This is a genomic window from Microbispora hainanensis (genome assembly GCF_036186745.1).
Taxonomy (GTDB): Bacteria; Actinomycetota; Actinomycetes; order Streptosporangiales; family Streptosporangiaceae; genus Microbispora.
Window position 1 is genome coordinate 4,401,139 of sequence record NZ_CP108086.1, and the last position, 12,974, is coordinate 4,414,112.

Annotated in this window: 11 protein-coding genes; 9 read left to right on the top strand and 2 right to left on the bottom strand. The window is 71.5% G+C overall.

Annotation, left to right across the window (positions count from 1 at the left end):
* The first annotated feature begins 202 nt into the window (after positions 1 to 202).
* A complete protein-coding gene (locus OHB01_RS20650; protein ID WP_142650521.1) occupies positions 203 to 940 on the top strand; it encodes a GntR family transcriptional regulator in 738 nt (245 codons plus the stop codon).
* A gap of 12 nt (positions 941 to 952) precedes the next feature.
* Here the strand turns inward: OHB01_RS20650 and OHB01_RS20655 are convergent, their stop codons facing one another.
* Complete coding sequence (locus tag OHB01_RS20655; RefSeq protein ID WP_328853852.1) at positions 953 to 2,410, bottom strand: PucR family transcriptional regulator; 1,458 nt, start codon at positions 2,408 to 2,410, stop codon at positions 953 to 955.
* A gap of 94 nt (positions 2,411 to 2,504) precedes the next feature.
* On the opposite strand from OHB01_RS20655, the gene OHB01_RS20660 reads away from it, so the two are divergent.
* The 6 genes from OHB01_RS20660 (at position 2,505) to OHB01_RS20685 (ending at position 9,445) form a co-directional block, all read left to right on the top strand.
* Complete coding sequence (locus OHB01_RS20660; RefSeq protein ID WP_147944351.1) at positions 2,505 to 3,932, top strand: purine-cytosine permease family protein; 1,428 nt, start codon at positions 2,505 to 2,507, stop codon at positions 3,930 to 3,932.
* 33 nt (positions 3,933 to 3,965) lie between these two features.
* Positions 3,966 to 5,156, top strand: a complete 1,191-nt coding sequence (locus OHB01_RS20665) for a Zn-dependent alcohol dehydrogenase (RefSeq protein WP_328853853.1) — start codon at positions 3,966 to 3,968, stop codon at positions 5,154 to 5,156.
* Positions 5,153 to 5,980 (top strand): nitrilase-related carbon-nitrogen hydrolase, encoded by an 828-nt coding sequence (locus OHB01_RS20670; protein WP_328853854.1) that lies wholly within the window; start codon positions 5,153 to 5,155, stop codon positions 5,978 to 5,980. The genes OHB01_RS20665 and OHB01_RS20670 overlap by 4 nt, the downstream gene beginning before the upstream one ends.
* The gene (gene speB, locus OHB01_RS20675; protein ID WP_147944349.1) at positions 5,977 to 6,921 is read left to right on the top strand and encodes an agmatinase; all 945 of its coding nucleotides are present in this window, start codon (positions 5,977 to 5,979) and stop codon (positions 6,919 to 6,921) included. Before OHB01_RS20670 ends, speB begins: the two co-directional genes overlap by 4 nt.
* Positions 6,922 to 6,938: 17 nt before the next feature.
* On the top strand, positions 6,939 to 7,592 hold the full coding sequence (locus OHB01_RS20680) for a cyclase family protein (protein ID WP_147944348.1): 654 nt from the start codon (positions 6,939 to 6,941) through the stop codon (positions 7,590 to 7,592).
* 245 nt (positions 7,593 to 7,837) lie between these two features.
* The gene (locus OHB01_RS20685) at positions 7,838 to 9,445 is read left to right on the top strand and encodes an ABC-F family ATP-binding cassette domain-containing protein (protein ID WP_147944347.1); all 1,608 of its coding nucleotides are present in this window, start codon (positions 7,838 to 7,840) and stop codon (positions 9,443 to 9,445) included.
* A gap of 37 nt (positions 9,446 to 9,482) precedes the next feature.
* On the opposite strand, the gene OHB01_RS20690 is transcribed toward OHB01_RS20685, so the two are convergent.
* Positions 9,483 to 9,974, bottom strand: coding sequence for an Lrp/AsnC family transcriptional regulator (locus OHB01_RS20690; protein ID WP_030511698.1), 492 nt, complete (start codon positions 9,972 to 9,974; stop codon positions 9,483 to 9,485).
* Positions 9,975 to 10,202: 228 nt separating this feature from the next.
* Here OHB01_RS20690 and OHB01_RS20695 point away from each other — a divergent pair, with 228 nt between their 5' ends.
* Both OHB01_RS20695 and OHB01_RS20700 read left to right on the top strand, forming a co-directional pair.
* Positions 10,203 to 11,636 (top strand): gamma-aminobutyraldehyde dehydrogenase, encoded by a 1,434-nt coding sequence (locus OHB01_RS20695; protein ID WP_142650492.1) that lies wholly within the window; start codon positions 10,203 to 10,205, stop codon positions 11,634 to 11,636.
* A gap of 51 nt (positions 11,637 to 11,687) precedes the next feature.
* Positions 11,688 to 12,836: an ABC transporter ATP-binding protein gene (locus OHB01_RS20700; protein ID WP_142650493.1), complete on the top strand. Its 1,149-nt coding sequence runs from the start codon at positions 11,688 to 11,690 to the stop codon at positions 12,834 to 12,836.
* The last annotated feature ends 138 nt before the right edge of the window (positions 12,837 to 12,974 follow it).

A 12,974-nucleotide genomic window follows, 5' to 3' on the forward strand; every position in this document is an offset into this window, starting at 1 on the left:
CAAGGCTTCGCTCGATCGACCTGTCATTACAGGCCTGTAGTGACAAGCAAACTAGGCGGGCGTTACGGGCCTGTCAAGAGCGTGTTTTCGGTCGCCTCGGACCGCCAGTGACGATTAATCTTGGTAACAGCCGGGCCAACTTGTAGTTACAGGTTCGAGTGGGGCATCCTGCTGCGGTGCCGCCGAGGAGGTTCCCGTGACGATGACCTATCCGCCTCTCAACCGCGACGGGGCGGAACCGCTGTGGATGCAGCTCATGCGGGCGTTGCGCGCGGAGATCGAGAGCGGCGTGCGCGGGCCCGATCAGCCGCTGCCGTCCGAGGCCGAGCTGAGCGACCTGTTCGGCGTCTCCCGCACGGTCGTCAGGGAGGCGCTGCGTGAGCTGGTCCAGCAACGCCTGATCTACAAGGTAAAGGGCAAGGGAGCCTTCGTCGCGCCCCGCAAGACCGAGCTGAGGTTCGTCGGATCGATGTCAGGGTCGGCCGACGACCTGCGGGAGTCGGGGCGCCGGGTGACCACGCAGACCGTCCGCCAGGCGCTCGGCGAGGCCGACGAGCGGGAGGCCGCGCTCCTGCGCATACCGCTGGGGGAGCAGGTCGTCCGGCTGCGCAGGCTCCGCCGGGTCGACGGCCAGCCGTGGCTGCTCGTCGACACCGCCCTGCCCGCCCGGCTCGTCCCCGGGCTCGAACGCGCCATCATGGAGAACCAGTCGCTGTACGACGTGCTGCGCCGCCGGTATGGCATCGAGCCCGCCGCGGCCGACCGCTGGATCGAGGCGGTCTTCCCCAACCGGGAGGACGCGGCCCTGCTCGAGGTGTCCACCTCGACGCCTCTGCTCGGCATCGAGTCGGTCGCGTGGCTGGAGGACAACACCAGGTTCGAGGCGTACTACGCCCTCCACCGAAGCGACCAGACGCGCTTCTACGTCGGCATCCGCTGACCTGCCGGGCGTTCAGACCCGGCCGAGCTGTCCCGCGGCGCGGAGGGCCAGCCACACCTCGGCGAAGTCGCCCGTCGCCGACAGGTCGCGCCCGGTGAGCGCCCCGAACCGGCGCAGCCGGTACGCCAGCGTGTTGGGGTGCACGTGCAGGGCCCGCGCGGCGTCGTCGACGCGGCGGTCACGCTCCATCCAGGTCCGCACCGACGCGACCAGTTCGGATCCGTGCTCGGCGTCATACCGCAGGACGTCACCGAGCACGTGCTCGACGAGGGCGGTCAGCACGCCCACGTCGGCGGGCAGCCACCGGCCGGTGGTGTCCGCGCCGTAGGCGACCAGCGGCCGGCCCGACTCGGCGGCGCGGGAGGCCGCCCACAGCGCCTCGCGCTGGGCGACCCGCAGCGACGATCCGGGTGCGATAGCGCGGCTGACACCGGCCGCGATCCCGGGCACCGCCTCCAGCTCCGCCGTGTCGGCGTCCGCCGCCGTCAGCACGTACAGGTCGCTCTGCCGGCGGAGCATGAGGTGCGGATGCTCGCCGAGCGCCTGTACGACGGCGTCGTCGGCGGCGTCGCGCACCACGAGCAGCACGACGTCGTGGTCGGCCGCCAGGCCCGCCAGGGCGAGCCTGCGCCGCGCGGTCTCCGGGTCGAGCACGTCCTGCAGCAGCTCGGCCAGCGTCTCCGCGCCCTGCCGCCGCAGCGTCTCGCGTTCGCTGCGCACCATGGCCACCCGCAGGGCGGCGACGGTCGCGATGTGCTGGACGACGGCGAGCCCGGCGGGCCTGGCGCCCTCCCGCTCGAAGGCGACCAGGAACCCGGCGGGACCGCCGGGAGCGGGGACGGGGAGCGCGAATCCGCCGGGGATCGTCGGCGGGGCCTCCAGCGAGGCGGGCAGGCGTACGCCCGGCGGGGGCGCCGGCACGCCGGGCAGCAGCGGGCGGCCCTGCGGCGTGGTCAGGTAGATGTCGTAGCCCGACAGTCGTTCGAGCCGCCGGAACAGTCCGGCCGTGTCCAGGCTCTCCGAGGCGAGCCAGCGCAGCGCGCCGAACACCTGGAGCTGTGCCCCGAGCCGCTGCCGGGCGTCCGCCTGCACCGCGGCCGCGACCTCCTGGGCGATGGCGATGAACGGCACGGCCAGCGGCACCTCAAGCACGGGGAATCCGCGGTCCTCGGCGGCGTCGAGGAAGGCTCGGCGCAGCGGGGGGACGTGCAGGCCCGCGCTGAGCGCGAGCGCGGCCACCCCGGCGTCGTCGAGCCGTTCCAGGTACGCGCGCTGGGCGGCGGCCGCGCGCGGCACTCCGATGCCGGTGGTCATGATGACCTCGGCTCCGAGCAGCCAGGGCGTGGGGTCCTCCAGCTCGCTGACGTGGGCCCACGACACCGACCTGCCGAGTCCGCGCTCGCCCGCCAGCACTTTCAGCTGCAGCGCGGGGGAGCGCACCAGGTCTTCCACCGTGTTGTGCCCGTCCACAACGCCCAGCCTATTTCCGGTGATTGACCCAATTGTTCTGATTTGGGGCCGTTAGGCACACTCAAGCCATCTCCCCCCCGACCTGGAGGAATGTATGACGACGGCTGCCCCCTCCGCCTCGCCCGGCGCCATCGAGGTCCGTTCGATCGACTACGTCCCGGAGGGCGAGCGGCACGGCAAGGTCTGGCACCAGGGCCCGTTCTGGTTCTGCGGCAACTTCCAGCCGTACACCGTCGCGATCGGTTTCGTCGGCCCGGCGATGGGGCTGCCGCTCGGCTGGACCTCGCTGGCGAGCACGCTCGGCATCCTGTTCGGCACCTTCTTCATGGCCTTCCACGCCTCGCAGGGCCCCTGGCTCGGGCTGCCCCAGATGGTGCAGTCGCGGGCCCAGCTCGGATATCGCGGCGTCATCCTGGCACTCGCCGGCACGCTCTTCACGTACGTCGGCTTCAACGTCATCGACACGGTCATCATCGACAACGGCCTCAACGCGGTGTTCGGCTGGAGCAAGCCGGTGATCGGGATCGTCATCACCGTGGTGGCCGCGGTGCTGGCCATCTACGGCTACGACTGGCTCCACCGGGCGTTCCAGGTGCTGTTCTGGATCTCGCTGCCGCTGTGGCTCGTGCTGACCGCCGTCATCCTGTTCGGGGGCGCGGGCGGGCAGGCGGCCCCTTCCTCCGGCGGCTTCACCTGGGTCGCCTTCATGGTCCAGTTCGCGGTCGCCGCCTCGTACAACATCACCTACGCGCCGTACGTCTCGGACTACTCGCGCTATCTGCCCCGGCGCACCAAGACCTCACACATCGTGTGGTCGGTCTTCTGCGGCGCCGCGGCCTCGCCGCTGTGGCTGATCCCGATCGGCGCGTGGATGGCCACCCGGCTCGGCGTCACCGACACGCTCGTCGGCATCCACGACGCGGGCGAGAACGTGTTCACCGGCCTCGGCAGCGTGCTCACGGTAGTGTCCGTGCTCGTGCTGGTCGCGACCATGGGCCTCAACGCCTACAGCGGCATGCTGACCGTCGTCACCGCCGTCGACACCCTGCGGCCGGTGCGGCCGACCCGCTCGATCAGGATCGTCACCGTCGTCGTGCTGGCCGTGGTGTGGGCACTCGTGGGGATGCTGCTCATCGGCGACTTCTCCACCGCCTTCACCAACGTGCAGCTGATCATGCTGTACGTGCTCGTGCCGTGGACGGCCGTCAACCTGGTCGACTACTTCTTCGTACGGCGCGGCCACTACGCGATCACGCACCTTTTCCGCAAGGACGGCATCTACGGCATGTGGGCGTGGCGCGGGCTGGTCTCCTACCTGCTTGGCCTGGCCGCGATGGTTCCCTTCGTGGTGCTCAGCTTCTTCACCGGCCCGGTGGCCGAGGCCATGGGCGGCGTCGACATCGCGTTCGCCGTCGGGCTGATCGTCGGCGGCGGCGTCTACCTGCTGCTGTGCCGCACGCTCGACGTCTCGTCCGAGGAGGGCGTCGTCGCGGCCAGCGAGCGCGAGCTCGCCGCGTCCTGAACCCCGCCGGATGTCGTCCGAGGAAGGAATCACATGACCGTCACCAACGCGGCCGTCCTCGTGCGGGGGCAGGGCCTGCGAAGCCGGGTGTTGCGCCTGGCCGACCCCCGGGACGACCAGGTCCTCGTCCGTATCGAGGCGAGCGGCGTCTGCCACTCCGACCTGCACGTCCTCGACGGGGACTGGCCGGTCGAGGAGCCGATCGTCCTGGGACACGAGGGCGCGGGCGTGGTCGAGGCCGTCGGCCCTGCCGTACGCGACGTCAGGCCCGGCGACCACGTCGTGCTGTCGTGGTTCGCGCCGTGCCGCCGCTGCGAGGCGTGCGCAGCCGGCCGTGCCTGGCTGTGCTCGAACACCAAGGCCGTGTCCAACACGCTGCCGGACGGCTCGACCCCGCTGTCCGACGAGGACGGCACGCCCGTGCTGCCCTTCCTCGGGCTCGGCACGTTCTCCGAATATGCCGTGGTGCCCGAGACCGCCGCGATCGTCGTTCCGGACGAGGTGCCGTTCCCGGTGGGGGCGCTGATCGGGTGCGCCGTGACGACCGGGGTCGGGGCCGCAGTGCACACGGCGGGGGTGCGGCCGGGCGAGTCGGCCGTCGTCATCGGCTGCGGAGGCGTCGGGCAGGCGGTCGTGCTCGGCCTCGGCCTGGCCGGCGCCCAGCCGGTCGTCGCCGTCGACCTGTCGGACCGGCGGCTCGGCCTTGCCCGGGAGCTCGGCGCCACGCACACCCTGCGCGGTGACGACCCGGCGCTGGCGGAGAAGGTGCTGGAGATCACCGGCGGGGCGCATCACGCGTTCGAGGCCATCGGCCGGGCCGCCACGATCGAGGCGCTGCCCGGGCTGCTGCGCGCGGGAGGCAACGCGGTGCTCGTCGGCATGACCGCGCTCGGCACGCGGGTCTCCTTCGACCCGTTCGACCTCGCCGACCAGGGCAAGAACATCCTCGGCTGCAACTACGGCTCCAGCGTGCCCGCGGTCGACTTCCCCCGGCTGGCGAGCCTCTACCTGTCCGGGCGCCTGCCGCTCGACCGGCTGGTCGGCGCCGAGGCCGGGCTCGCCGGCCTGCCCGCGGCCTTCGCCGACCTGCGCGCCGGCACCGGCCTGCGCACGGTCGTACGGCCGGGGGCGCCCGCGGGGACGTCCGCGGGGACGTCCGCGGGGACGGACACATGGACGGACACAGGGGCGAACGCGGGGACGAACGAGGGGGTGCGGTCGTGACGCGGGTCGCGGTGGCGCAGCTCCCGCTGCGGGTGGGCGAGCCGGAGGCGAACCGCGCCGCCGCCGAGGCGGCGATCAGGGAGGCGGCCGAGGCCGGCGCCCGGCTGGTGGTGCTGCCCGAGCTGGTCAACAGCGGCTACGTCTTCACCGGAGCCGAGGAGGCCAGGAGTCTCGCCGAGCCCGCCGACGGCCCCACCGTGACCGGATGGCGGCGGCTGGCCCGCGACCACGACCTCGTGATCGTCGGCGGGTTCTGCGAGCTGGACGGCGGTGCCGTACGCAACAGTCAGGTCACGGTCGACGCCACCGGCACCAGGGCCGTCTATCGCAAGGCCCACCTGTGGCACGACGAGCAGGACGTGTTCGTCCCCGGCGACGAGCCGGCCCCGGTCGTCGGGACCACGCTCGGCCGGATCGGCATGATGGTCTGCTATGACCTGGAGTTCCCCGAGTGGGTGCGGTCCGTGGGCCTCGCGGGGGCCGACCTGCTCGCCGTCTCCACCAACTGGCCCGCCTCGCCCGTCCCCGAAGGGGAGCGCCCGGTGCTGGTCGCCTTCGCCCAGATCGCCGCGGCGGCCAACCGCATGTTCGTCGCCGTGGCCGACAGGTGCGGGGTGGAGCGCGGCGTCGGCTGGGTCTGCGGCACCTCCCTGATCGGTCCCGACGGCTATCCCCTGGCGGGCCCCGTGCTACGGGACGGGCCCGCCGTGCTGGTCGCCGACTGCGATCTCGCGCACGCGCGGGACAAGGCCACCGGCCCCCGCAACGACGTCCATCGTGACCGGCGGACCGACCTCTACTGGAAGGAAGAGCGCACGCCATGACAGAGCCCAGGGGACCCGTCGACTCCTCCCGGATCCCTCGATTCGCCGGACCGGCCACGTTCGCGCGGCTGCCGCGGCTGGACGAGGTCGGGCACGCCGACGTCGCGGTGGTGGGCGTCCCGTTCGACGGTGGGGTCTCCTACCGCCCGGGCGCCCGGTTCGGCCCTGCGGCCGTCCGGGAGGCCAGCCGCCTGCTCCGGCCGTACCATCCGGGCCTGGACGTCTCGCCGTTCGCCACGGTCCAGGTGGCGGACGCGGGCGACATCGCGTGCAACCCGTTCGACATCCGCGAGGCCGTCGAGACGGTGGAGGAGTCCGCCTCCGGGCTCATGGACGGAGGCACGAAGCTTGTCACCATCGGCGGCGACCACACGATCGCGCTGCCGCTGCTGCGCGCGGCCGCCCGGCGGCACGGCCCGGTCGCGCTGCTGCACTTCGACGCGCACCTCGACACCTGGGACACCTACTTCGGGGCCGAGTACACGCACGGCACGCCGTTCCGCCGTGCGGTCGAGGAGGGCATCCTCGACACCGAGGCGGTCTGCCACGTCGGCACCCGCGGCCCGCTGTACGGCAAGAAGGACCTGGAGGACGACCGGCGCCTCGGCTTCGGCATCGTGACCAGCGCCGACGTGCTGCGCCGGGGCGTGGACGAGATCGCCGACGCGCTGCGGCAGCGCATCGGCGGCCGGCCGCTCTATCTGTCGATCGACATCGACGTGCTCGACCCGGCGCACGCGCCCGGCACCGGCACCCCCGAGGCGGGCGGCCTGACCAGCCGGGAGCTGCTGGAGATCCTGCGCGGCCTGGCCGGCTGCGACATCGTCGGCGCGGACGTGGTCGAGGTCGCCCCGGCGTACGACCACGCGGAGATCACCTCGGTCGCGGCCTCCCACGTGGCCTACGATCTGATCGGCCTGCTCGCGCTGGGGAAGGCCTGACGCCAGGGGGAGAAGCCGTGATCGTCGACCTGTCGGTGCCCGTCGTGAGCGGCATGCCCGTCTACCCCGGCGACCCGGAGGTGGAGATCGCGCCCGCCCTCACGGTGGCGGCCGAGGGCGTCAACGTCCTCGGCCTGCACCTGGGGTCGCAGTCGGGCACGCACGTGGACGCGCCGTTCCACATCGACGACGCGCTGCCCACGCTCGACGACCTGCCGCTGGAACGCTTCCTCGGACCGGCGGTGGTCCTCGACGCCCGGGGCCTGCCGCCGCGCGCGCCCGTCACCCCGGCGATGCTCGCCGCGGTGACCGGGCGGCTGGCCCCGGGGACCGTCCTGCTGGTCGCGACCGGCTGGGACGAGCACTGGGGAACCCCGGAATACCTGACCCACCCCTACCTGGACGCGGAGACCGCCCGCCTGATCGTCGCCGCGGGCGTGCGCACCGTCGGCGTCGACGCGCTCAGCGTCGATCCCACCCCGGCTCCCGCCGATCTGCCGGCGCACCGCGTGCTGTGCGGCGCGCACGCCGTCATCGCGGAGAACCTGCGGGGTCTCGGCCCGCTGCTGGACGCCCAGGCCGCCGGTCGCCCGATCGAGGTCTCGCTGTTCCCGCTGCGCCTGGCCGGGGCCGACGGCGCTCCCGTCCGCGCCGTCGCCCGGATCGGCTGACCCCCGCGTACGCCGTGGGTTGACGGATGGCGGCATCGGGCTGCTATCGTGTCCGGCGCTCGTGACCCCAGGCTAGGAGACCAGACGTGGCAGGTGAGGACGACATCTCCGGGTGATACCGGAGATCGAGCGGCCCCGGCAGGCGCGCATGACCGCCGCCGATGTGGCCCTCGTTGTCGTTCTCTGATCCCTGTCCCCTTGCCGGGCGGCTCCGGTGCGCCCGGATCACGTACGAGGTCTCTCGCATGTCCGATGCGTTCATCATCTGTTCCGGCCTGTCCTTTTCCTGGCCTGACGACACGCCCGTCTTCGACGACCTGTCCTTCACCGTGGGCGGTGGCCGTACGGGCCTGGTCGCTCCCAACGGCGCGGGCAAGAGCACGCTGCTCAAGCTGATCGCCGGTGAGCACCGGCCTCGCGGCGGGAGCGTGTCCGTCAGCGGCGTGCTCGGTTATCTGCCGCAGAGCCTGCCTCTCACCGGCGACCTGGCCGTGGCCGAGGTGCTCGGCATCGCCCCGGTGATCGCCGCGCTCGACGCCATCGAGTCGGGCGACGCCGCCGAGGAGCACTTCACCACGATCGGCAACGACTGGGACATCGAGGAACGCACCCGTGCCCAGCTCGACCGGCTGGGGCTCGGCGACCTCGCGTTCGACCGCATCCTGCGTACGCTGAGCGGCGGCCAGGTCGTCTCGCTCGGCCTGGCCGCCCAGCTTCTCAAGCGGCCCGACGTCCTGCTGCTGGACGAGCCGACGAACAACCTCGACCTCGGTGCGCGCCGCAGGCTCTACGACGTGCTCGGCGACTGGAACGGCTGCCTGCTGGTGGTCAGCCACGACCGGGCCCTGCTCGACCGCATGGACCGCATCGCCGAGCTCGACCGGGGAGAGATCCGCTTCTACGGCGGCGGTTTCACCGCCTACGAGGCGGCCGTACGCGCGGAGCAGGAGGCCGCCGAACGGACCGTGCGCAGCGCCGAGCAGGAGCTCAAGCGCGAGAAGCGGGAGATGCAGCAGGCGCGTGAGCGGGCCGAGCGCCGCGCGGGCAACGCCGCCCGCAACCTCAAGAACGCCGGGCTGGCGCGGATCTTCGCCGGGAACATGAAGCGGGGCGCCCAGGAGTCGGCCGGGCGGGCCGGCCAGATGCACGCCGCCCGCGTGAGCGACGCCAAGGCCAGGCTCGACGAGGCGGGCCGGGCGCTGCGCGACGACCAGAAGATCGCGCTGGAGCTGCCGGGGACCAACGTGCCCGCCGGGCGGACGGTCTTCCTCGGCGAGGGCCTGCAGGTCCGTGGCCTGTTCGCCGAGCCGGGCATCGACCTGGCGATCCGCGGCCCCGAGCGCATCGCGCTGACCGGCGCCAACGGCGCGGGCAAGTCCACCCTGCTGCGCGTGATCGGCGGCGAGCTGGAGCCGGACGCCGGCACGACCAGGCGGGCCGACGGCCGGGTCGCCTACCTGTCGCAGCGGCTCGACCTGCTCGACGTGGATCGCACCGTGGCGGAGAACCTGGCGGCGTTCGCCCCCGGCATGCCGGAGGCGGAGCGGATGAACCTGCTCGCCCGCTTCCTGTTCCGCGGCGTGCGGGCGCACCTGCCGGTGGGCGTGCTGTCGGGCGGCGAACGGCTGCGCGCCACGCTGGCCTGCGTGCTGTGCGCCGAACCGGCGCCTCAGCTCCTGCTGCTCGACGAGCCCACCAACAACCTCGACCTGGTCAGCGTGGGGCAGCTGGAGAGCGCGCTCGGCGCGTACGAGGGGGCGTTCGTGGTGGTCAGCCACGACGAGCGGTTCCTCGCGGAGGTCGGGGTGGACCGGTGGCTGGAGCTGTCCGACGGCCGACTGCTGGAGACCTGAGCCCCCCGGCCCCGCCGGGCCGGGGCGGGGACGGTCGTCAGTGGGTGCCCCAGGAGTAGGTCTGCTTGTGCAGCTTGAGGTAGACGAAGGTCTCTGTCGCCCGCACGCTGGAGATCGCCCGGATCTTTCCGAGGATCTCCAGCAGGTGGGTGTCGCCCTCGCAGACCACCTCGACCATGATGTCGACCGACCCGGCCGTGAGCACCACGTAGTCGATCTCGGGGATCTGCGACAGCTCGTCGGCCACCTGCTCCAGGTCGCCCTCGCACTTGATGCCGATCATGGCCTGGCGGGGGAAGCCCAGGGTGAGCGGGTCGGTGACGGCGACGATCTGCATGACGCCGAGGTCGAGCAGGCGCTGCACGCGCTGGCGCACCGCGGCCTCCGACAGCCCCACCGCCTTGCCGATGGCGGCGTACGGCTTTCGCCCGTCCATCTGAAGCTGCTCGATGATCTGCTTGGAGATCTCGTCGAGCACCACCGGCCCACCCTTCGCGGCAGCCGCGCGAGCCTTTGGCGGAGTCGTCATCCTCGGGGGGTGTCCTCTCTTGGCGGGCTTCGGCTTCGATCGCCGTAGCGACCTGGTGTTACAGCATCATTTTTGACATGTTGCGATCGTGGTCTGACATGTTGTCAGCTCCGTCGCTCACGTCAAGCGATTTCGTAGCAATTTGGTATCTTAGCGACGAAATCCCTTGTCGTTGGCTCTTTCCTCTGCCAGAGTCGCGACAACTCAGCCACCACCAGGAGGTCACCGGTGACCACCCGTCTCCAGAACTTCGTGAACGGGAAGTTCGTCGACGCCGCCAGCGGCCGTTTCTCCGACGTCGTAGACCCTACGACGGGGGAGGCATACGCCCAGGCACCGGTGTCGGGCCAGGAGGACGTCGACGCCGCGTACGCCGCCGCGACGGCCGCCTTCGAGACGTGGGGCCAGACGACCCCGGGCGAGCGCGCGGCGCTGCTGCTGAAGGTCGCCGACGCGATCGAGGCCCGCGCTGACGAGATCAACGAGGCCGAGTGCCGCAACACCGGCAAGCCCCGCGCCCGCATGGCCGAGGACGAGACCCCGATCGCCGCTGACCACTTCCGGTTCTTCGCCGGTGCGGCCCGCACCCTTGAGGGCCCGACCGCCGGTGAGTTCCTCGCCGACCACACCTCGGTGATCCGGCACGAGCCTATCGGTGTCATCGGTCAGGTCACGCCGTGGAACTACCCGATGATGATGGCGGTCTGGAAGATCGCCCCCGCTCTCGCGGCCGGCAACACGGTCGTGCTCAAGCCGTCCGACACCACGCCGGTCTCCACGCTGAAGCTGGCCGAGATCCTCGGCGACGTCCTGCCCGCCGGGGTTTTCAACGTCGTGACCGGCGACCGGGAGACCGGTGCGCTGGTGGTCGGCCACCCGGCCGCGAGCATGGTCGCGATCACCGGTTCGGTCGGCGCGGGCATGTCGGTCGCCAGGACCGCCGCCGACGACGTCAAGCGCGTCCACCTGGAGCTGGGCGGCAAGGCCCCGGTCGTGATCTTCGAGGACGTCAAGGACATCAAGGCCGTCGCCGAGGCGGTCGCCGGGGCGGGCCTCTACAACGCCGGCCAGGACTGCACCGCCGCCTGCCGCGTGCTCGTGCAGGAGAGCATCCACGACGAGTTCGCCGCGGCGCTGGCCGAGGCCGCGGCCGCCACCAAGCTGGGCGGCCTCGAGGTCGAGGACGCCTACTTCGGCCCGCTGAACAACGCCAACCAGCTCGCCCGGGTCGAGGGCTTCTTCCAGCGCCTCCCCGAGCACGCGAAGGTCCTCACCGGCGGCACCCGGGTCGGCGACAAGGGCTTCTTCTTCGCCCCGACCGTCGTGGACGGGCTGAAGCAGGACGACGAGATGGTCCAGGACGAGATCTTCGGCCCCGTCATGACCATCCAGACCTTCACCGACGAGGCGGACGCGCTGGCCAAGGCCAACGGCGTCCGTTACGGCCTGTCCGGCTCGGTGTGGACCACCGACCACGGCCGCGCGATGCGGATGTCCAAGCGACTCGACTTCGGCGTCGTCTGGGTCAACACCCACATCCCGTTCGTGTCCGAGATGCCGCACGGCGGCTTCAAGCACTCGGGCTACGGCAAGGACCTGTCCGTCTTCGGCCTGCACGACTACACCCGCGTCAAGCACGTCATGCACTACATCGGCGAATAGGCGCCATCGGCCGCGGCCGGACGCCTATCGAAAAAGAGGGATAAGCCTGGAATGACAGAGATCCAGGCGGGCTCGGGGGCGGCCGTCGCGGCTGCCCCCGTATCAGGAGACGTGCCCGCCATCGAACTCGACCACGTGGTCAAGGAGTACGTCTCGCACGGCGAGGTCGTACGGGCGGTCAAGGGCGTGAGCCTCGCCATTGCGGAGGGGGAGTTCTTCTCCCTCCTCGGCCCCTCGGGCTGCGGCAAGACCACCAGCATGCGCATGATCGCCGGGTTCGAGGACCCCACCCAGGGGATCGTCAGGCTCCACGGGGAGGACGTCACGAACGTCCCGCCCAACAAGCGCGACATCAACATGGTGTTCCAGTCCTACGCGCTGTTCCCGCACATGAACGTCTGGGACAACGTCGCGTTCGGGCTCAAGCGCAAGAAGGTCCCCGACGCGGAGATCAAGCGCCGCGTCGGCGAGATCCTGGAGGTCGTCGACCTGGTCGGCCGCGAGAAGCGCCGGCCGAAGGAGATGTCGGGAGGCCAGCAGCAGCGCGTCGCGCTCGCCCGGGCCCTGGTCAACCGGCCCCGCGCGCTCCTGCTCGACGAGCCGCTCGGCGCGCTCGACCTCAAGCTCCGCCAGGCCATGCAGATCGAGCTCAAGCGCATCCAGCGCGAGGTCGGCATCACGTTCGTCTACGTGACGCACGACCAGAGCGAGGCGCTGACGATGAGCGACCGCATCGCGGTCATGAACGACGGCCTCGTGGAGCAGCTCGCGGACCCCCGCGAGATCTACGAGCGGCCCGCCAGCAAGTTCGTGGCGGGATTCATCGGCACCTCCAACCTGCTGAGCGGCACCGTCCAGCAGATCACCGGCGACACCGCCGTGCTCGCGCTCGGCGCGAGCGACCGCATCCTCGTCCCCGCCGACGGCGCGCTCGCGCCCGGCGCCACAGTCGACCTCACGGTCCGGCCCGAGAAGATCAAGATCGCCAGGGACCGGCCGGAGGGCGACCTCAGCGTGGTGCGGGGGACCGTCTCCGAAGTCGTCTACCTCGGCACCTACAACAGCTACGTCGTGGCGCTCGGCGACGGCGCCGAGATCACGGTGTTCGAGCAGAACGCCCACGACAGCACGATCACCGCCGAACGCGGCGACACCGTCTGGCTCTCCTGGCAGCCCTGGCACTCCTACGCGCTGCGGTAGATTCCCCCACCGGTTTCACCCTTCGAACCCCGCCACGAATCCCGAATCCCCGGCATCCCGAATCCCCGGCATCCCGAGTCCCCGGTTATCCCGAACCCCCCGGTACAGCGAACCCGGTAGAGCGAACCCGGAGCACGA